This window comes from Alloalcanivorax sp. C16-2 (assembly GCF_046507615.1).
Classification (GTDB): Bacteria; Pseudomonadota; Gammaproteobacteria; order Pseudomonadales; family Alcanivoracaceae; genus Alloalcanivorax; species Alloalcanivorax marinus_A.
This window is the reverse complement of record NZ_JBKFTL010000002.1, coordinates 709,616-730,117: the sequence shown is the minus strand read 5'-3', so window position 1 is coordinate 730,117 and position 20,502 is coordinate 709,616. Positions and strand designations below refer to the sequence as shown.

Here is a 20,502-nt window from a genome sequence, read left to right as displayed (position 1 = left end):
ACGTAATGAATTGGTTGATTTCTCCCGCGCACGCCCAGACCGGCGGCGGTGCCGCGCCCGGTGGTGGTGGCATCGAACTGATCATGCTGGTGGTAATGGTGGTGGTGTTCTACTTCTTCCTGATCCGTCCGCAGCAAAAACGCGCCAAGGAACACAAGAACCTGGTGCAGGCTCTGAGCAAGGGCGACGAAGTGATCACCAGCGGCGGCATCGTGGGCCGCGTCACCAAGGTCACCGACGACTTCGTGGTGCTGGAGATCAGCAACAACCTGGAAATCAAACTGCAAAAACAGAGTGTCCAGGCCACGCTGCCCAAGGGCACCATCAAATCAATCTGAAGTAACGCCTTATGACCCGCTATCCACGCTGGAAATTCTTCCTGCTCCTGGCCGTGCTCCTGGCGTGCGGTCTCTATGCCCTGCCCAACGCCTTCCCGGACGTGCCAGCCATTCAGATCAGCGCCGATGGCGCCGGCGAGGAAGTGCCCGCCAGCGTGCGACGGCAGGTGATGGAGACCCTGGATCAGGCGGGTCTGTCCCACGGTGATGGCGAGGACGTCAACACCACCTGGATGGTGCGCCTGGACAGCACCGACGCCCAGCTGCGCGCCAAGGATCTGCTCTCCGAGCAGCTCGGCGACGACTATGTGGTGGCCCTGAATCTGGCGCCGACCACGCCACAGTGGCTGCGCGCGCTGGGGGCATCCCCCATGAACCTGGGCCTGGATTTGCGCGGCGGCGTGCATTTCCTGCTGCAGGTGGACATGGAAACGGTGATCCGCCAGCGCATGGACGCCTGGTCCGGACAGGCCAAGATGGCGCTGCGCGACGAGGGCATCCGCTACCGGGACGTGGCCGTCGAAGGCCGTACCCTGGTGGCCACCTTCGACGATCAGGTGGCCGCCGACGCCGCCCGTTCGCCGCTGCGCACCGCGCTGCCGGAGTTCACGCTGTCGCAGGCCGGGGAACAGCCGCGCCTGACTCTGACGCTCAATGCCTCCACCCTGGAGGAGTTGCAGGACTACGCGGTGGAACAGAACCGCACCGCGCTCAACAACCGGGTCAACGAACTGGGCGTGGCCGAAGCGGTGGTGCAACGCCAGGGCGCCGACCGCATCGTGGTGCAGTTGCCGGGCGTCCAGGACGCCGCCCAGGCGCGCCGTATCCTGGGCCGCACCGCGACCCTGGAATTCCGCCTGGTGGCGGATCAGTACTCTTCCCAACGGGCAGCCACCGGTATCGCGCCGCCGGGCACCGAGATCTTCCCGTTCAAGGATCAGGGCAACCGGCCGGTGATTCTGGAGAAGTCCAAGATCGCCACCGGTGATCAGGTGACCAACGCGCGCATGGGCTTTGATCAGCAAAGCGGTCAGCCGCAGGTGAACGTGGAGCTGGATTCCACCGGCGCGCGCAGCATGCAGCGGATCACCGCCAAGAACGTGGGCAACCCCATGGCGGTGCTGTTCATCGAAACCAAGACCGAGATGAAGACGGTGGAGGGCGAGGACGGCGAGCGCAGTCAGGTGCCGCAAAGCACCACCGAGCGCTACGTGATCAACGTGGCCACCATCCAGGATACCCTGGGCAGCCGTTTCCGGATCACCGGCCTGGACAGTCCGGCGGAGGCTTCGGAACTGGCCCTGCTGCTGCGCGCCGGTTCCCTGGCGGCACCGGTGACCATCGTCGAGGAACGTACCGTGGGGCCGAGCCTGGGCCGCGAGAACATTGAGGCGGGGCTCAAATCCATGGCGCTGGGCATGGGCCTGGTGCTGGTGTTCATGCTGCTCTGGTACAAGATGTTCGGCGTCTTCGCCAACATCGCTCTGCTCGGGAACCTGGTGATCATCGTCGGCGTGATGTCGCTGATCCCCGGCGCCACCCTGACGTTGCCGGGCATCGCCGGCATCGTCTTGACCGTGGGCATGGCGGTGGACGCCAACGTGCTGATCTATGAGCGCATCCGCGAGGAATTGCGCAACGGCAGGCGGCCCCGTGAAGCCATCGATGAAGGCTATAACCGCGCCTTCACCACCATCCTGGACGCCAACATCACCACCCTGATCGTGGCGGTGATCCTGTTCTCCGCCGGCACCGGCTCGGTACAGGGCTTCGCCGTGACGCTGTTCATCGGCATCCTGTCGTCCATGTTCACCGCCATCGTGGGTACCCGCGCCATGGTGGAAATGACCTACGGTCGCGGCGCCCGGGCGCCGACCAAACTGAGCATCTGAGGTGGCTATGCCTACGCCTACGAAAACGATCAATTTCATGGGCATCCGCAAGGTGCTGGGTGCCTTGTCGATCTGCCTGGTGGTGGCGTCCATCATTCTGCTCGCCACCCGTGGCCTGAACCTGGGCCTGGATTTCACCGGTGGCACCACCGTGGTGGTGGAAGCGGCGGATGATATCGATATCGCGCAGGTGCGCGAGGATCTGGAACAAGCCGGCTTCGATGATGCGGTGGTGCAGCAGTATGGTTCCACCCGTGACATCAGTGTCCGGGTCGGCCCCCAGGACGGCATGGAAGCTGATCAGGTCGGTCAGAATGTCTACCGGATCCTGTCCGCCGGCATTGACGACCTGGAACTCAAGCAGGTGGAATTCGTCGGGCCGCAGGTGGGCGACGAACTGCGTGATCAGTCCGGTCTGGCCATGCTCATGGCCCTGGGCCTGATGCTGGTGTACGTCTGGTTCCGGTTCAGCAACAAGTTCGGCATCGCTACCGTGGCGGCCCTGCTGCACGACGTGATCATCGTACTGGGTCTGTTTTCCCTGGTGCGCTGGCCGTTCGATCTGACGGTGCTGGCGGCGGTGCTGGCGCTGATCGGTTACTCGCTGAACGACTCCATCGTGGTTGCCGACCGGATTCGCGAGAATTTCCGCAACACCCGGGAAACCGACCCGCACGTGATCGTCAACGGTGCCATCAGTGAGACCCTGAGCCGTACCATCAACACTTCCTTTACCACCATGCTGGTGCTGGTGGCGCTGTTCTTCTTCGGCGGTGAAGTGATGCGCGCCTTCTCCGAGGCGCTGCTGGTGGGGATCTTCGTGGGTACCTACTCGTCCATTTACGTGGTGGCGAACCTGCTGTTCACCCTGGGCGTTTCCAAGGATGACTTCCTGGAGCCCGAGAAAGAAGAAATCGACGAAATGCCTTGAGGGCGGCGCCCGCCAAGCCCCGTCGTCGTAGGAGCGGCTTCAGCCGCGATCACCGGTAAACCAGATCGCGACTGAAGCCGCTCCTGCGTTTTGGGGTGTTGCTACCAGTCCTGCTTTTCCATCCATGGAATGATGCGCTCGAAGGCGGCCTCGATCTGATCCAGCGAGGTGGAGTAGCTGATCCGCAGCGAGTTCGAGCAACTGTCCCCGAAGGTCTCCCCGGCCACCGTGCACACTCCGGTTTCGCGCAGCAGTTTCAACGCCACGTTGCCGCCGTTGACCCCCTCTGGCAGGGAGGGGAACAGGTAGAAGGCGCCGTCGGGCCGGTAGCCGGTCAGGTGGGGCGTCTGTTTGACCAGCTCCACCAGGCGATCGCGGCGACGCTGGTATTCCTCCAGCATCCGGTCGATAAAGCCCCGGTCGCCGCGCAGCGCCGCCACCCCGGCCCACTGGCAGGGCGTGTTCGCCACCGTGGTGGTGAACATGTGATAGCGCCGGAGTTTCTTGATCGCCCCCTGGCTGGCCATCAGCCAGCCAATGCGCATGCCCGCCATGCTGAATGTCTTGGAGAAACTGGAGATCACCATGACGTGGTCCAGGTCCGAGCAGCAGGACAGCACGCTGGGATATTCCTTGCCGTCGTAGATCAGGTGATCGTAGACCTCGTCGCTGATCACATAGACGCCCCGGTAGGCCGCCTCCTGCACGATCGCCTCAATGGTTTCCCGGGGGTAGACGGTGCCGGTGGGGTTGCTCGGCGAGTTGAGCACGATGGCGTAGGTATTGGCGTCGATGGCGTCGATCACTTCCTGGGGATCGAGCTGGTGCTGGTTTTCCGCCCGGGTGGGGATGCTCTTCACCACGCCGCCGTTCATGCGAATGAGCGGCGCGTACAGCATGAACGACGGCTCCGGCACGATGAATTCCCGGCCCGGCGCCGAGGTGGCGGTGAGCGCAAGATAGATGGCCTCGGTGGCGCCGGTGGTGATCATGATGTTTTCCGGCACCAGGGTGCGGTGGTAGCGCTCGCCGTAATATTCGGCCAGCGCTTCCAGCAGCTCCGGCAGGCCGGCGTCCATGGTGTAGCCGGTCTGCCCGGCCTGCAGGGCGTCCACCGTCGCCTGCACCACGTGCTCCGGCGGTTTCAGATCCGGCTGGCCGATCGACAGGTGGATCACGTCGTCCATGGTCGATGCCAGGTTCACCATGCGGCGAATGCCCGGCACCGGAATGGTGAGCAGCGCCGGGTTCCAGATCGGGTCCTCGGTTTCGTAGAAATCCGTGTCCAGGTTGATGTTGCTCATGATCACGCCTCCATGCCGGCGAGCGCCAGATCCGGGCGCTCGGTGAACGGGCGGGCCTGTTCGAACAGGTGGCCGGCCTTGAGCACCAACTCGTCCTGGAAGCGGCGCCCGACGATTTGCAGCCCCATGGGCAGGCCGTCGCTGGCGCGCCCCACGGGCACCGACAGGGCCGGCTGGCCGGTCATGTTGAACGGGTAGGTGAACGGGGTCCAGGTGGGCCAGCGGGTATTGGGCCAGTCCCGCGGCACTTCCCGGTTGGTGTCGAAAGCGGTGATCGGCAGCGTCGGAGTGACCAGCAGATCGTACTTCTGATGAAACACCGCCATCCGTTCCGACAGCGCCATGCGCTCATTGACCGCCGCCAGGTAGTCAAGCATGGACAGCTTCTCCGCCTTTTCCACCACCTGAACCAGAGCCGGGTCCATCAGGTCGCGCTTGCGCGGGCCCAGATCCCGGCAGGCGTTGGCGGCGCCCCCGTAGAACAGGTGGCCGAAGGCGGCCAGCGGGTTGCTGAACCCCGGGTCCACCTCCACCACGGTGGCGCCCAGATCCCGGAATACCGCCAGCGCCTCGGCGGTGGCGCGTTCGATCTCCGGGTCCACGTCCACATAGCCAAGATTGTTGCTGTATGCGATCCGCAGGCCGCTCAGGTCGCCCTGGAGCGCGCCCAGATAATCCACGTTGCGGCGCGGCGCCGCCTGGGCGTCGCGCGGGTCCGCTTCGGTGAGCACCTGCATCATCAGCGCGCAGTCTTCCACCGTACGGGTCATGGGCCCGGCGTGGGCCAGGGTGCCGAACGGGCTGGCCGGCCAGTGCGGCACTTCGCCGAAGGTGGGCTTGTGGCCGACGATGCCGCAGAACGCGGCGGGGATACGGATCGAGCCGCCAGCGTCGGTGCCCAGGGCCAGCGGCGCCATGCACGCCGACACCGCCGCCGCCGAGCCGCCGCTGGAGCCGCCGGCGGTCTTTTCCGGGTTCCAGGGGTTGTTGGTGGGGCCGCACAGAGGGCTGTCGGTGATGCCCTTCCAGCCGAACTCCGGCGTGGTGGTCTTGCCCAGGGGCACATAGCCGTGCCGCTCCAGGGCCGCCACCGCCGGCGAGCGCTTGTTCAGGGTGCTCTCCGGGTCGATGGTGCGCGAGCCTTTGACGGTGGGCCACATCGGCGTCAGGAAGACATCCTTCACCGCCACCGGGATGCCGTCCAGCAGCCCGCGGGGTTCCCCCCGGCGGTAGCGCTGCTCGGCGGCGCCGGCCTCGGCCAGGGTGGTATCGCGATCAATCAGACACCAGGCGTTGATGGCGTGGTCGTGATGCTGTACGTGGTCGAGCAGGGTGGCCGCGACCTCCACCGGCGACAGGTCGCCGCTTTCGAAGGCCCTTTTCAGGGCGGTGGCGGTGAGCATCCTGATTTCATCGGCCATGGCTTTCCTCCTTCTTCAACGGCGTCCATAACCCCGCGCCGTGTCCACCGGATTGGCCAGCGGCTCGCCGAGTCGCCAGCGGTTGAAGTTGTCCGTGAACTGCTTGCCCAGGGCCTGACGCCAGCCGATGAAATCGCCGGCCATATGGGCGGAGATCATCACGTCGGAACGGTCCCAGAGCGGGTGCCCCTCGGGCAATGGCTCTTGCTCGAACACGTCCAGGGCGGCGCCGCCCAGGGGGCCGTCCAGGGCGCGCAGCAGGGCGTCGGTTTGCACGATGGCGCCACGCCCCACGTTGATGAAGGCGGCGCCAGGCTTCATGAGCCCGAAGTGGTGGTCGTCGAACAATCCCTCGGTTTCCGGTGTCAGCGGCGCGGTGACGATCACGTAGTCCGCGTAACCAAGCAGGTCGGGGAGGTCTTCCTGGGCATACACGTACTCGAAGGCGGCGTCCGGTCGGGCGCGTCGGGCGGTGCCCATCACTTCCATGCCCATGGCGCCCAGCATGTTGGCCACGTAGGTCCCGATGGACCCGGCGCCCACCACCAGAGCGCGCTGGTCGCGGATCAGCGCCGTTTCCCGGTGTAGCCAGCGGTGCTGCCGTTGCAGTGCCAGGTTGGTAAGGGTGCCCTTGGCGAACATCAGAACCGCGCCCAGCACGTATTCGGCGATGCCCCGGTCGAATACTCCGGCGGCGTTGGTCACCGGGAAGCCGCCGTCGCGAATCGGAGGAATCATCAGGGCGTCGACCCCGGCACTGGTGGCATGCACCCACTGGATCGGACACGGGTCCGGCCAGGCCGCCTGCAGAGCGTCCACGCGGAAATCCGTGACCACCAGCACGTCAGTGTCGGCGAGCGCCTCCGCGAGTCCTTCGTCACCTTGCAGCTGGCGCACCCGGGCCTGGTACCTTAGCGCTTCCAGGCCGGGCAATGGCGGCTCGTCCGGAGCCAGAAGAACGGTCACGCGGGCTTCCTTCATGCCGTTTCCTCCAGCGCGTCCTGGAACAGATCCACCGCCCGGTCGATTTCCCTTCGGCTGGCGGTGAGCGGCGGCAACCAGCGCACTACCTGGCCGTGGGTGCCGCAACGCAGCAGCAGCAAACCGCTGCTTTCACAGGCCTTGAGCAGGGCGCCGGCACGCTCGCCATCGGCCTGCCCGGGAGCCTTGACGATCTCCAGGCCCAGCATCAGCCCCAGGCCGCGCACCTCGTCGATACACTGATAACGCCCGCGCAGCGACTCCAGCCGTTGGCGCAGGTAGTCGCCCTCACCGGCGGCGTGGGCCACCAGATCCTCCTCCTCGATCACGTCCAGGGTGGCCAGGGCGGCGGCGCAGGCCACCGCGTTGGCGCCGTAGGTACCGCCCTGGGAACCGGGCCAGCCCTCGGCCATCAGGGCGCGACCAGCGGCCACGGCGGACAGCGGGTAACCGCTGGCCAGGCCCTTGGCGGTGACCAGCACGTCCGGTTGCACATCGTAGTGCTGATGGCTCCAGAAGCGACCGGTGCGCCCGTAGCCGGCCTGGATCTCATCGGCGATCAGCAGAATGCCGTGCTTGTCGCAGCGCTCGCGCAAGCCCTGCATGAAGCGCCGCGTGGCCGGGTAGTAGCCGTATTCGCCCTGCACCGGCTCGATGATCATGGCGGCGGTGTCCGCCGGCGCCGACTGGGTCAGGAACAGGTGGTCCAGCTCCTGGAGGCAGAAATCCACGGTGTCGTCCTCGCTCCAGCCATAGCGGTAGCTATGAGGGAAGGGGCTGAAGCAGACGCCGGCCATCAGTGGCTGCCAGCCGCTGCGGACCTTGGTGGTGGAGGTGGTCATGGAGGCCGCCGCCAGAGTGCGGCCATGGAAACCGCCGGTGAAGGCGATGATGTTGGGCCGGCCGCTGGCCTGGCGCACCAGCCGCAGGGCGGTCTCGATGGCCTCGCTGCCGGAGTTGGAGAACGCCACCGCGTCCAGGGCACCGGGCAGGTGCTCGTAGAGACGGTCGGTGAGCCGCAGCATGTTGGGGTGGGTGACGGTGGCGTACTGAGCGTGCACCAGGGTGCCCACCTGACGCTGGGCCGCTTCCACCACACGGGGGTGGCAGTGACCGGTGGCGGTGACCCCGATGCCTGACGTGAAGTCCAGCCAGCGCCGGCCCTCGCTGTCGTACAGATAGCTCCCTTCACCGCGTTCCGCGCAGATGCCGCTGGATTGCACCAGCAGTGGAGACAGATGATTCATGGCTTGCTCCTCCCTCGTCGATCTGGGCGGAGGGTGCCGGCCTTGGATCAAGACCGGATCAGCGGCTCCCGCCCAGGGCGCCTTGAATCCGCGCACCGATGGCTTCGGTGCCGCTCGCCGGGTGTTCACCGGCCAGGTCCGACTTCAGCGTCTCATGCAAATGGCGCGCCGCGCCATAAAAAATCGCGTTTTTTTCGCCCAGCCATTGCAGCAGCAGGGCCAGACTGAACAGGGTGGCCCGAGGATCGGCCACGCCCTGGCCGGCGATGTCCGGCGCTGAACCATGAGTGGGCTCGAACAGGGCGGGCTGGCCTGGATCGGAAGGATTGAGGTTGGCGGAGGGGGCCACGCCGAGACCTCCGGCGAGCACCGCCGCCAGGTCGGTGAGAATATCGCCGTGCAGATTGCTCGCCACCACCACGTCGAAGCGCCAGGGCGCCTGCACGAATTTCATGGCGGCGGCGTCGACCAGCTCATGGTGGGTGGCGATGTCCGGATAATCCGCGGCCACCTCCCGGAATACCTCGGTGTACAGCTCACCCCAGAATGCTTGTGCGTTGCGCTTGGTGATCAGGCACACCTGGGCGGGCTTGTCCTCGCCGCCGGGCTCATTGAACACCCGCTCGCGACCCTCACGGGTTCGCTCCGCCGCCCGGGCGCGGGCCTGCTCGAAGGCGTGGCGGATCAGACGTTCCGTGGCCGCATGGGTGAACACCTCCAGTTGGTTGGCGATTTCGTCGCGGGTGCCGGCGCGCAGACGGCCGCCCTGGCCGGCGTATTCACCCTCGCTGTTTTCACGGATCACCAGCATGTCCAGGTCCCGGGCGCGGGGATCGGCCAGATACTGAACGGTACCGGGGTAAAAGCGGGCGGGCCGTTCGCAGGCCCACAGATTGAGTCCCTTGCGCAGGGTCAGAAGCGGTGCCAGGGAAATGCCGTCGGGAAGATGATAACGGTGCGGGTCATCCAGCGGGCCCGGGTCACCCAGGGCGCCGAGCAGCAGCGCGTCGTACTGGCGCAGCCGGTCCAGCGCATCCTCGGGCATCATGGCGCCGTGGCGCCGGTGCCAGTCCGTGGCCGGCCAGGGCAGCACCTCGTGGTCCAGCGGCAGGTCGTGGCCGTGGATCAGTGTTTTCAACACTGCCTCGGCCACGGCCATCACCTCGGGACCGATGCCGTCGCCGGGGAGCAGTGCGATGCGATGTGAATCGGTCATAATGGCTCCCGATCAGAACGTTCCCACGGCCCGGGGCTCAGCCCATGCAGAGGTATTTGATCTCGCAGTATTCCTCGATGCCGTACTTGGAGCCTTCGCGGCCCAGGCCGGATTCCTTGACGCCGCCAAACGGCGCCGCCGCGTTGGAAATCAGCCCCTCGTTGATGCCCACCATGCCGGCTTCCAGGGCTTCGGCCACGCGCCACACCCGGTGGATGTTCTCGCTGTAGAAGTAGGAAGCCAGGCCGAACGGGGTGTCATTGGCCATGCGGATGCCTTCTTGTTCGTCCTGGAAGCGGATCACCGCCGCCAGCGGGCCGAAGGTTTCCTCCACGCAGAACTCCATGTCCTGGCTGGCGTTCACGATCAAGGTGGGCTGCACGAAGTTGCCGCCGCGCTCATGGGCTTCGCCGCCGAGCACCACCTTGCCGCCTTTCTCACGGGCATCCTTGATGTGCTCAAGCACCTTGTCCACGGCGCCCTTGTTAATCAGCGGTGCCTGGGTGACGCCTTCCTCGAAGCCGTCGCCCACTTTCAGTTTTTCGATCGCCGCCTTGAGTTTTTCGACGAAGGCATCGTGCACGCCATCCTGCACCAGGAAGCGGTTCACGCACACGCAGGTCTGGCCGGTGTTACGGAACTTGGAGGCGATGGCGCCTTCCACCGCCTTGTCCAGATCGGCGTCGTCGAACACCAGGAAGGGGGCGTTGCCGCCCAGCTCCAGCGACACCTTCTGGATGTGTTCGGCGCAGTTGGCCATCAACTGGCTGCCCACCTCGGTGGAGCCGGTGAAGCTCACCTTGCGAACCACCGGTGAACTGGTGATGGTCTGGGAAATGGCGGCGGCGGAACCGGTGATCACATTGATCACACCGGCGGGGATGCCGGCGCGGGTGGCCAGCTCGCCCAGGGCCAGGGCGGAGTAGGGGGTGGCGCTGGCCGGCTTGACCACCATGGTGCAGCCGGCGGCCAGGGCGGCGCCGGCCTTGCGGGTGATCATGGACGCCGGGAAGTTCCACGGCGTAATGGCGGCGGTGACGCCCACCGGCTGCTTGATCACCACGATGTGCTGGCCGGGCTTGGCGCCGGGGATGGTGTCGCCGTACAGGCGGCGGGCTTCCTCGGCGAACCATTTAAGGAACGACGCGGCGTAGGCGATCTCGCCCTTGGATTCCGCCAGCGGTTTGCCTTGCTCCAGGGTCATGATGGCGCCCAGGTCGTCCTGATGTTCCATCATCAGCTCATACCAGCGGTACAGCAGATCGGCGCGCTCGGCGGCGGTCTTGGCGCGCCAGGCGGGCAGGGCGTTGTCGGCGGCGGCGATGGCCTGGCGGGTATCCGCCTCCTTCATGCGCGGAACCTGACCGATGATGTCGCCGGTGGAGGGGTTGTCCACGTCGATGGTGGCGCCGTCCTCGGCGTCGCACCACTGGCCATTGATGTAGCACTGCTGACGGAACAGGTCTTTGTCTTTCAGTTGGAACTGGCTCATCGGGCTCTCCTGCAAATGCATCTACGCGCTAACCATAATGGGTTTAACGCTAGCAGAGCTTGGCGATGAGTCCTATCCCTTGACGCAGGCTTTTACGTGGCGGGTCTCCGAGGAGCGGCTTTAGCCGCGATAGCGCCATCCAATCACGGGAGCCATCGCGGCTAAAGCCGCTCCTACGGAATACGGCGGGTCGGGACAGGCGCGGCTTAGCCGCGCTTGAGGCTGTCGGTGAGGTGCGGTTTGATCTTCTGCAGCAGGCCCTTGAACACCTTGGGGGTGCCGGCCACCAGGTTGCCCCGGGTCAGGTGGTTGTGGCCGCCGGCCACATCGCCCACCAGGCCACCGGCCTCGGTGATCAGCAGGGTGCCGGCGGCCATGTCCCATTCCTGCAGGCCCAGCTCGAAGAAGCCGTCGGTGCGGCCGGCGGCCAGCCAGGCCAGGTCCAGGGCGGCGGAGCCGGGCCGGCGCAGGCCGGCGGTGTCCTCGGCGATGGCCCGGAACATGCCCAGGTAGGCGTCGATGTAGGCCATCTGGTCGGTGCGGAACGGGAAGCCGGTGCCGATCAGGGCGCCATCCAGGCTGGCGCGACCGGATACCCGGATGCGGCGACCGTTCAGCGCCGCGCCCCGGCCTCGGCTGGCGGTGAATTCCTCCTCGCGCAGCGGATCATAGATCACGCCATGCTCCACCCGGCCCTTGATCTTCAGGGCGATGGAAACCGCGTATTGGGGAAAGCCGTGGATGAAGTTGGTGGTGCCGTCGAGCGGATCAATCACCCACAGATGCTCGGCGCCGTCGCCCTTGCCGGGCAGCTCGCCGCCTTCCTCGGCCAGGATGCCGTGGTCCGGGTAGGCCTTGCGGATGACGTCGATGATGCGTGCCTCGGCGGCCTTGTCCACCTGGGTGACGAAGTCGTGGGCCTCCTTGCGATCCACCTTCAGCGGGTCGCCGTTCTCCGCCGCGCGGCGGATCAGGTTGCCCGCCTGGCGGGCGGCTCGCAGGGCAATATTCACTTGCGGCGCGTGCATGCAATCATCCTATCGGTTTGAAAGAGCGGGCTCCCGGGACATGGGGAGCCGGATGGGAGGCGGATTGTAACAGAGCGCGAACCAGGAAGGCAGACCCGCGCCGGCGCACCCGCCGCCCGGCGCGATCCTCGCGTTTGCCGGGCTCAGGGCCTAAAATCCCCTTCCTTCTTCGCAAGCTCCGGGAATCGAACATGCTCGACAAGGTGCGCGTGGTGATGGTGGAGACCACCCACCCCGGCAACATCGGCGCCGCCGCGCGCGCCATGAAAACCATGGGGCTGGCGGACCTGCGCCTGGTGGCGCCCAGGACCTACCCCAGCGCGGAGGCCACCGCCCGCGCCTCCGGGGCCGGCGACATCCTGGCCAATGCCCGGGTCTGCGCGGACCTGGACGAGGCCCTGGAAGGCGCCAGCCTGGTGGTGGGCACCAGTGCCCGCCTGCGCCGGGTACCCTGGCCCTGCCTGACGCCGCGCCAGCTCACCGCCCAGCTCCAACACGAGCCGGAGGACACCCGCATCGCGGTGCTGTTCGGTCGCGAGGACCGCGGGCTCACCAACGAGGAACTGCATCGCTGCAACCTGCATGTCACCGTGCCCACCAACCCGGAGTACGGTGTTCTCAATGTGGCCTCGGCGGTGCAGTTGCTGGCCTATGAACTGCGCCTGGCCCTGGTCGGCGACGAGGCGGAGCCGCGCGGCAACCGGTCCAAACGCGCCACCATGCCACTGCCGGAAATGTTCTGGGACGTGGAGCCGGCCAGCAACCAGACCGTGCAGGGTTTCCTGGAGCACCTGGAGCGGTTGATGGAGGACAGCGGGTTCCTGGACCCGGAGCAGCCCGGGCAGGTGATGACGCGCATGCGGCGTTTGTTCCTGCGTGCCCGCCCGGACAAAATGGAGATCAGTATTCTGCGCGGCACCCTGGTGGCTTTGGAAAAGCGCCTGCGGGGCCAGGATTCGAGGTAGCTATGTTTAAGCAGATCAAAGAGGACATCAATTCCGTGTTCCACCGCGACCCGGCGGCGCGCAACACCCTGGAAGTCCTGCTCAACTACCCGGGGCTGCACGCGGTGCTGTTCCACCGCCTGGCCCACTGGCTGTGGCGGCGTAACTTCAAACAGCTGGCACGGTTGATTTCCACCTTCAGCCGCTGGCTCACCGGCATCGAGATTCACCCCGGCGCGCGCATCGGCCGGCGCTTTTTCATTGACCACGGCATGGGCGTGGTGATCGGCGAAACCGCCGAGATCGGTGACGACGTCACCCTCTATCACGGCGTCACCCTGGGCGGCACCAGCTGGGACAAGGGCAAGCGCCACCCGACCCTGGAAGACGGCGTGGTGGTGGGCGCCGGCGCCAAGGTGCTGGGGCCGTTCACGGTGCACAAGGACGCCAAGATCGGCTCCAACTCCGTGGTGACCAAGGAGGTGCCCGAGGGGGCTACCGTGGTCGGCATTCCCGGCCGCGTGATCGGCCAGCCGGCCACCGAGCAGGAAAAGAACCGCAAGGAGATGGCGGACAAGATCGGCTTTCAGGCCTACGGCGTCAGCAACGACATGCCCGACCCGGTGGCGGAGGCCATCGGCGCGCTGCTGGACCACCTGCACGCGGTGGATGGCAAGTTGGACCGGGTGTGCGACAACCTGCGCCGGCAGGGCATTCAGGGCTGCGATGAAAAGCTGCCGGAACTGAAGGACGAGGATTTCGAGTCGGTGAAGGCCCGCGGCGGCACCGACTGAATTCAGGCCACCCGACCGATGATACAAACCCTCACCCGCCTGTTCCCGCTGTGGGCGATTCTGTTCTCGGGCTTCGCATTCGCTTTTCCCGACCAGTTGGCGACCCTGAGTTGGGCCATCGTGCCGCTACTTATGCTGATCATGTTCGGCATGGGCATGACACTCACCTGGGCGGACTTCGCCGATGTCGGCAAGCGCCCGGTGGTGATCGGTGCCGGGGTGGCGCTGCAGTTCCTGATCATGCCGCTGGTGGGGTTGTTGGTGGGCACCCTGCTGCGCCTGCCGCCGGAATGGGTGCTGGGTCTGGTGCTGGTGGGCGCCTGCCCGGGCGGCACTGCCTCCAACGTGATCTGTTACCTGGCGCGGGCGGACGTGGCCCTGTCCATCGCCATGACCTCGGTGTCCACTCTGCTGGCGGTGCTGGCAACGCCGTTGCTGGTATGGCTCTACCAGGGCCAGGCCATCGACGTGCCGGTGGCCTCCATGCTTGGTTCCCTGGTCAAGATCATCCTGCTGCCGGTGGTGGCGGGCACCTTCCTGAACAGTTTTTTCGGCGCCCGACTGACGCCGGTGCGCAACGTGTTCCCATTGGTGTCGGTGATCGCCATCGTGCTGGTGATCGGTGTGATCGTGGCGCTGAACCGGGAGCGCATCGCCAGCGGTGGGCTGCTGGTGATGCTGGCGGTGGTGCTGCACAACCTGCTCGGCCTGAGTCTGGGTTATGGCGGTGCGCGGCTGCTGCGGCTGGACCCGGCGCGGGCGCGCACCCTGGCCATCGAGGTGGGCATGCAGAATTCCGGCCTCGGGGTGGCGCTGGCGGTGAAGCATTTCTCCGCCAGCGCCGCGCTGCCGGCGGCGCTGTTCAGCGTCTGGCACAACCTGTCCGGTTCCTTGCTGGCCTGGTACTGGCGGCGCCGCGCCCCGGGGGACGGGCCCCGGGGCTGAGCGTCACACCGGCAGCTTGCCAAGCCGCTCCGGCAGGGTCGGATCGAACTGTTCCAGGGAGCCCGGTTCCACGTAGCGGGTCCAATTGTCGAATTCCTCCCGGCCAGCCAGGAAGCCCTCGAAGATGGCGTGGTCGGTCTTGCGCGGGGCCTGGCAATCGCCCACCCGGTGTACCTTCGGGTGGCGTTCCTTGAGCGCCAGGTAGAGCGCCTCCGCCGGCAGATGGCGTACCGCCAGGACCACGGTGTCGATGTCGTCCAGGGTGCGGGTTTCGCCGGTGTAGAGCTGGTACAGGTCCACCTTGCCGTTTTCGAAGCTGCTCACCCAGCTGTTCAGGGTGGCCTGGAAACGGTCGCCGGGCAGCTTGCCGTACACCACCGGCTGGTCCAGGGTCTGGGCCAGCTTGTGGAACAGGGCGTTCCAGCGGGTCACCAGATGGACATGGTGCCCTTTTTCCAGCAGATACTCGGTGATGCCGGCGGAATAGCGGTTGCCTTCCTCGTCCAGCACCAGCACCCGCCGGCCCACCTCGGCGCCTTCCAGCACGTCCACGGCGGTCAGCACATGGGGCGCGTCGACGCCGGGGATCGCCGGCACCAGCGGGTTGATGTCGGAATAGCCGCTGCGGTCCGGGGTGGAGCCGGTCGCCACGATCACGCCATCCGGTTGCAGGGCGAGCACGCCGTCCACGTCCGCCTCGCTGCCCAGGCGCACGTCCACGCCCAGTTTCTCCAACTGGGTGCCCAGGTCCTTGGTGATCCAGGCGAAGCTGTCCCGGCGCGGCAGTTTGACGATGTGATTGACCTGGCCGCCCAGGCGCTGGTCCTTCTCCAGCAGGGTCACCCGGTGGCCGCGCCGGGCCAGGCCCTCCGCCGCCTTCATGCCGCCCGGGCCGCCGCCGATCACCACCCAGTGGCCCGCCGTCGCCGCCGGCGTTTCGGTGTGCGGCGCGAAACGTTCCTCGCGGCCGGTGGCCGGGTTCACCTGGCAGGTCATGGAGGTGCCGTAGAACAGCCGCGCCACGCAGCCCTGGTTGCAGCGCAGGCAATGGTAGATTTCGTTCTCGCGGCCCTGGCGGGTTTTGTTGGCGAAATCCGGGTCGGCGATCTGTGCCCGGGTCATGGCCACCATGTCGGCGCCGTCCCGGGCCAGGATCGCCTCCGCCTCGGCGGCGGTGGTGATGCCGGAGACCGCGAACACCGGCAGGCCCACCGCCTGCTTGAGGCGCGCCGCCGGGTCGGCCAGCCAGCCGTTGGGCACGTCCGCCGGCGGCATGATGTAGCTGGCGGATTGGTACACCCCGGCGGTGGTCATGATGTAGTCGATGCAGCCGGTGGCCTCCACGGTGCGCGCCACCTCAATCCAGTCGTCCACCGCCAGGCCGCCGGGCACCATCTCGTCCAGGGTCAGACGCACGCCCACCACGAAATCGGGCCCGACCCGCTCGCGTACCGCGCGGATCACCTCCAACGGAAAACGCAGACGGTTTTCGAAGCTGCCGCCATACTCATCCTGGCGCTTGTTGAACAGCGGCGAGATGAACTGATGCAGCAGATAGCTGTGCGCCAGGTGCACCTCCACCCCGTCGAAGCCCGCCGCCTGGGCGTATTCGGCGGAGCGGGTCCAGCCTTCCACCACTTCGTCCATGTCCTGGCGTTCCATGGCCTTGGCCATTTCACCGAACACCGGCGATTTGATGTTGGACGACGACCACAGCACCCGGTAGTCGTCCATGGCGTGGGTTTCGCCCATCACACCGAAGTGGTTGAGCTGGGCGAAGATGCGCGCGCCGTGGTCGTGCACCGCCCGGGTCAGGGCGCGGTCGCGCTCCACCATTTCCTCCCGGTAGCCATAGGCGTAGCCCCGGCAAAAAGTGTTGGAGGTGGGATGGATCAGCCGGTTGCCGGTGATCATCAGACCGATGCCGCCCCGGGCGCGGGCGGCGTGGTACTCGATATCCCGGTTGGTGGTGATGCCATCGCGGGTGTTGAACGCCATGGCGTGGGCGGACTGCATCAGCCGGTTACGAATCTCGATATTGCCTACCCGCAGCGGACGGAACAGATGGGGATAACGTTCCTGAGTCATGATGTGCCGTCTCCTATTGCGCCTGGGTGCCCAGCGTTTCGCGCCAGTCGTGGTCGAAGCTTTCCAGTTCGCCCTGTTCGATAAAGCGATCCGGGTCGTCGAGCATCTCCCGGCCGGCCAGCATGCCTTCGTAGATCACGTCCTGGAGTGGGCGCGGCAGCAGCGCATCGCCGATGCAGTGCAGGTTGGTGATGCGTCCTTGCAGTTGCCGATAGAGGCCGTTGTGGGCGGCGTGGCCGGCGGCGATCACGAAGGTGTCCGCTTCCAGTGCCTGGCTGTCGCGGTCGGTGAACAGGTTGAACAGTTGCGCGCGCTGGCCGTCCACGGAACGCACCCAACTGTTGATGGTGTATTCCAGCCCTTTCTCGAACACGTGCCGGTAGTTCACTGGCAGATCCAGGGTCAGCGCCAGATTGGGCGAGAGCGCGTTGAAGCGGCTGACCAGATGCACCTGGTGGCCCCGGTCGAGCAGGAACTCTGCGGTACCCAGGGCGTAGCGGCCACCGTCCTCGTCGAACAGCACCACCCTGCGACCCACTGGCTCCGGGTTCTCCAGCACCTCCACCACGCTGAGCACATTGTCCTGATCCATACCCGGCACCCGGTCCACCGCCGGTCGGGTGGAGGTGAAGCCGGTTTTCAGCGGCCGCGAACCGGTGGCCACGATCACGCCGTCGGCGCCGAAGGCCGCCACCTGGTCCGCGTCCAGGCGGGTATTGAGCTGGATGTTGACACCGGCCTTGCGCAGCTGGCGCTCCAGATCACGGGGCAGAAAGCCGAACTTCTCCCGGCGTGGCAGCCGTGCCGCCAGATTGAGCTGGCCGCCCAATCGGTCGCCGGCTTCCACCAGGGTCACCCGGTGGCCACGCTGGCGCAGCACCAGGGCCGCCTTCATGCCGGCGGGGCCGCCGCCGATCACCAGCCAATGGCCGGGGGACGCCGCCGGCGTCAGGGTGTGGGCGCCGAAACGACGCTCGCGACCGGCGGCTGGGTTGACCACGCAGGAAATGGCGTTGCCCACCATCAGCCGGGCGATGCAGGCCTGGTTGCAGCGAATACAGTGATTGATTTCGTCCTCGCGACCATCGCGCAGTTTGTTGGCGAATTCCGGATCGGCGATCTGGGTGCGGGTCATGGCCACCATATCGGCGGCGCCATTGGCCACCAGTTCATCCGCTTCCTTGGGATCGACGATATGGCCGACGATGAACATGGGGATGTCGGCCTCCTCGCGGATCGCCTTGCGCATCCGCGCGCCGTCCTTCACCAGCCAGTTTTCCGGGTAGTCCCCCGGCGGAATCTGATCCGCGTGGGCGGCGTAGGTGCCGGCGGTGGCGCTCACGTAGTCCACCAGACCGGTGCGCACCATCAGGCGGGTCATCTCGATGGCCTGGTCGGCGTGCATGCCGTCCACGGTGCACTCGTCCATGGATATGCGGATGCCGACCATGAAGTCCGGGCCCACCTCGTCGCGCACCCGCTGCAGCGTTTCGATGGGAAAGCGCACGATGTTTTCCAGGCTGCCGCCGTACTCGTCGGTGCGCTTGTTGTAGACGAACGACAAAAACTGCTGGTGCAGATAGCCGTGGGAGTAATGCAGTTCCACGCCGTCGAAGCCCGCTTCCTTGGAGTAGCGGGCGGTGAGCGCGAAGTGCTCCGAGACCTCGTCCATCTCCGCTTTGGTCATTTCCTTTGCCCACTCGTTATAGGCGGGGGACTTCATGGTGGAAGGTCCCCACAGCACCCGATAGTCGTCCAGGGCACCGCTACGGCCCTGGGGGCCGAAGTGGATCAACTGCGCGACGATGCGACCGCCGTGGGCCTGTACCGCCCGGCACATCTCCCGGTCCCGCTCGATGATTTCCTCACGATTGCCCCGGGCCAGGGTGCGGCCCGGGCCGGTGGAATGTGGGTGGGTGTGGCGGGCGCCGGTGACGATCAGGCCGATCCCGCCCCTGGCGCGCTCCGCCTGGTAGTAGATGTCGCGGTCGTTGGTGAGGCCATTGCCGGCGTGGAAGCCCTTGGCATGGGCGGTTTGCATCAAACGGTTGCGCACCGTGACGTTACCGATTTTCAACGGACTGAGCAGATGGGAGTAGTGGTGCGAATCGGTCATGGGGTCGGTTTCCTTTATTGCTGTTATTGAAGCGTCGCCGGGACCGGGCGGCGCCCATGATCGGGAAAGGGCAAGACACATGCCAAAGCCGGTGGCGATTAATAACTGCATGAATCGTCAGGGCTTTTTACGGAAAGGCCGGTTTTTCCGTGCATCCCGGCTGTTTCAGAGCGGACGGTGGGCTTTCAGATTGAAGGAACGGGGGGCCGTGGGCGCGACTTCAGTCGCGATGGGGATGGCACCGGCGTTGATCGCGACTGACGTCGCTCCTACGGCGCGCGCGAAACCCTCGGCCCGCGCGCAAAAAAAAGACGCGACCGACGGTGACGCCTGCCGGTGCCGGAAAAGGTAAGCCGCCACGTCTTTTCTTTCAGGGTGAAAGGCGCGGATTTCCGTGTGAAAAGCCATGCTGTCCCTGGGGAAACCCGGTCGGCACCGTCGTCGGCCTGAAAAAGACTTTAAAAACAAACGACTAATTCACGCGGAGAAGCAAAAAACAAAGTTGGCACCGTGTTTGCGATAGGGAGTGGCGACCCTTCAACAATCACAACGTGCTGACAACCTATGACAAAACCACTCGAAGGCGTCCGGATTCTCGATCTGACGCATATGCTTTCCGGCCCCTACGCCGGCATGATTCTGGCCGATCTCGGCGCGGATTCCGTCAAGGTCGAGCCGCTTAAGGGCGAGGGTACACGAAGCCTGCTTGCCAAGGACCCGAACAATTCCTACGGCGGTCAGGGTGCTTACTTCCTGACCCTGAACCGCAACAAGAAAAGCGTTTGTATCGACCTGAAAAGCGAGGCGGGTCTGAAGGTCTTCTACGACCTGGTCAAGGACGCGGACATCGTGCTGGACAACTTTTCCGCCGGTGTCCCCACCAAGTTGAAGATCGATTTCGAGCATCTCTCCAGGATCAATCCACGCATCATCACCTGTTCCGTGACCGGCTTCGGTCAGGCCGGCCCGAACTTTCAGCGGCCCGCCTTTGACCAGGTGGTGCAGGGCATTGGCGGCGGCATGTCGATCACCGGCCACGACCGGGATCATCCGGCTCGCGCCGGCATCCCGATCGGCGACCTGGGCGGCGGTATGTTCGCGGTGATGGGCGTGTTGTCGGCGCTGCATGCACGGGAAAAGCGTGGCTACGGGCAGCACGTGGACATCTCCATGCTGGATTGCCAGATCTCCATGCTTAACTACATGGCCACCATGTATTTCCTGAGCGGCGAGGACCCCAAGCCGATCGGCAATTCCCACTTCGTGCATGTCCCCTACGACGCCTTTCCGACCAGCGATGGCTTCGTGATCATCGCGGTGATCTTCGACAGCTTCTGGGACAACCTGGTGGCGTTACTCGACATCGAGGCGCTGCGCGATCCCAAGTACAAGACCCAGCCCGGGCGCTTCGCCGACAAGGACAAGATCAACGGCATCCTCAAGGAGCTGCTGGTTACCAACACCACCGCTCACTGGGTGGAGTTGCTCTCCGGCGCGCGCATTCCCTGCGCGCCCGTCAATAAATTCTCCGAAGCGCTCAGCGATCCACAGGTGCTGTTTCGCAACATGGTGGTGGATATCCCGCAGAGCGACGGTGGCGCGGTCAAGGCGCCGGGTAACCCGATCAAGCTGTCGGTGGATTCCGAAGAAGCCTTCACCACCCCTCCCGGTCTCGGCCAACACACCCATGAGGTCCTGCGCGCGCTCGGTTACAGCGAGTCGCAAATCGAGGAGCTCATGGCCCAGGGCGTGATCGGCTAGGAGG

General features: G+C 65.7%; 16 protein-coding genes. 7 read left to right on the top strand and 9 right to left on the bottom strand.

Translation table 11 applies throughout. The annotated features are described in order from the left end of the window. The first annotated feature begins 5 nt into the window (after positions 1–5). From yajC to secF, 3 genes are read left to right on the top strand one after another with little or no spacing between them, the layout of a single operon-like run. Positions 6–338 carry a preprotein translocase subunit YajC gene (gene yajC, locus ACLD02_RS13605; RefSeq protein WP_203105360.1) on the top strand — a complete coding sequence of 111 codons (333 nt, stop codon included), beginning with the start codon at positions 6–8 and terminating at the stop codon, positions 336–338. A gap of 11 nt (positions 339–349) precedes the next feature. Next, complete coding sequence (gene secD / locus ACLD02_RS13600; protein ID WP_410298934.1) at positions 350–2,230, top strand: protein translocase subunit SecD; 1,881 nt, start codon at positions 350–352, stop codon at positions 2,228–2,230. Between the two features lie 37 nt (positions 2,231–2,267). Next, positions 2,268–3,161, top strand: coding sequence for a protein translocase subunit SecF (gene secF, locus ACLD02_RS13595; RefSeq protein WP_238401097.1), 894 nt, complete (start codon positions 2,268–2,270; stop codon positions 3,159–3,161). Between the two features lie 101 nt (positions 3,162–3,262). Here secF and ACLD02_RS13590 read toward each other — a convergent pair whose 3' ends face one another. The 7 genes from ACLD02_RS13590 to suhB form a co-directional block, all read right to left on the bottom strand. After that, positions 3,263–4,465 carry a pyridoxal phosphate-dependent aminotransferase gene (locus ACLD02_RS13590; RefSeq protein ID WP_203105357.1) on the bottom strand — a complete coding sequence of 401 codons (1,203 nt, stop codon included), beginning with the start codon at positions 4,463–4,465 and terminating at the stop codon, positions 3,263–3,265. Between the two features lie 2 nt (positions 4,466–4,467). Beyond that, a complete protein-coding gene (locus tag ACLD02_RS13585; protein ID WP_410298933.1) occupies positions 4,468–5,886 on the bottom strand; it encodes an amidase in 1,419 nt (472 codons plus the stop codon). A 15-nt stretch (positions 5,887–5,901) separates the two neighbouring features. After that, complete coding sequence (locus ACLD02_RS13580) at positions 5,902–6,867, bottom strand: D-2-hydroxyacid dehydrogenase (protein ID WP_203105355.1); 966 nt, start codon at positions 6,865–6,867, stop codon at positions 5,902–5,904. Beyond that, a complete protein-coding gene (locus tag ACLD02_RS13575) occupies positions 6,864–8,114 on the bottom strand; it encodes an aspartate aminotransferase family protein (protein ID WP_410298932.1) in 1,251 nt (416 codons plus the stop codon). The genes ACLD02_RS13580 and ACLD02_RS13575 overlap by 4 nt, the downstream gene beginning before the upstream one ends. Before the next feature lie 58 nt (positions 8,115–8,172). Then, positions 8,173–9,330: an isocitrate/isopropylmalate dehydrogenase family protein gene (locus tag ACLD02_RS13570; protein WP_410298931.1), complete on the bottom strand. Its 1,158-nt coding sequence runs from the start codon at positions 9,328–9,330 to the stop codon at positions 8,173–8,175. A 37-nt stretch (positions 9,331–9,367) separates the two neighbouring features. Beyond that, positions 9,368–10,822, bottom strand: a complete 1,455-nt coding sequence (locus ACLD02_RS13565; RefSeq protein WP_203105352.1) for an NAD-dependent succinate-semialdehyde dehydrogenase — start codon at positions 10,820–10,822, stop codon at positions 9,368–9,370. A gap of 206 nt (positions 10,823–11,028) precedes the next feature. Then, entirely contained in the window at positions 11,029–11,850 is an 822-nt protein-coding gene (gene suhB, locus ACLD02_RS13560) for an inositol-1-monophosphatase (RefSeq protein ID WP_203105351.1), read from the bottom strand. 191 nt (positions 11,851–12,041) lie between these two features. On the opposite strand from suhB, the gene ACLD02_RS13555 reads away from it, so the two are divergent. The 3 genes from ACLD02_RS13555 to ACLD02_RS13545 are packed head-to-tail and all read left to right on the top strand — an operon-like array spanning position 12,042 to position 14,533. Next, positions 12,042–12,815 (top strand): RNA methyltransferase, encoded by a 774-nt coding sequence (locus tag ACLD02_RS13555; protein ID WP_203105350.1) that lies wholly within the window; start codon positions 12,042–12,044, stop codon positions 12,813–12,815. A 2-nt stretch (positions 12,816–12,817) separates the two neighbouring features. Then, on the top strand, positions 12,818–13,588 hold the full coding sequence (cysE, locus tag ACLD02_RS13550; protein WP_203105349.1) for a serine O-acetyltransferase: 771 nt from the start codon (positions 12,818–12,820) through the stop codon (positions 13,586–13,588). An 18-nt stretch (positions 13,589–13,606) separates the two neighbouring features. Further along, positions 13,607–14,533 (top strand): bile acid:sodium symporter family protein, encoded by a 927-nt coding sequence (locus ACLD02_RS13545; RefSeq protein ID WP_203105348.1) that lies wholly within the window; start codon positions 13,607–13,609, stop codon positions 14,531–14,533. Between the two features lie 3 nt (positions 14,534–14,536). On the opposite strand, the gene ACLD02_RS13540 is transcribed toward ACLD02_RS13545, so the two are convergent. After that, positions 14,537–16,621: an NAD(P)-binding protein gene (locus ACLD02_RS13540; RefSeq protein WP_410298930.1), complete on the bottom strand. Its 2,085-nt coding sequence runs from the start codon at positions 16,619–16,621 to the stop codon at positions 14,537–14,539. Positions 16,622–16,634: 13 nt separating this feature from the next. Beyond that, positions 16,635–18,737, bottom strand: a complete 2,103-nt coding sequence (locus ACLD02_RS13535) for an FAD-dependent oxidoreductase (protein ID WP_410298929.1) — start codon at positions 18,735–18,737, stop codon at positions 16,635–16,637. Between the two features lie 564 nt (positions 18,738–19,301). On the opposite strand from ACLD02_RS13535, the gene ACLD02_RS13530 reads away from it, so the two are divergent. Beyond that, the gene (locus ACLD02_RS13530; protein WP_410298928.1) at positions 19,302–20,498 is read left to right on the top strand and encodes a CaiB/BaiF CoA transferase family protein; all 1,197 of its coding nucleotides are present in this window, start codon (positions 19,302–19,304) and stop codon (positions 20,496–20,498) included. Positions 20,499–20,502: the final 4 nt, after the last annotated feature.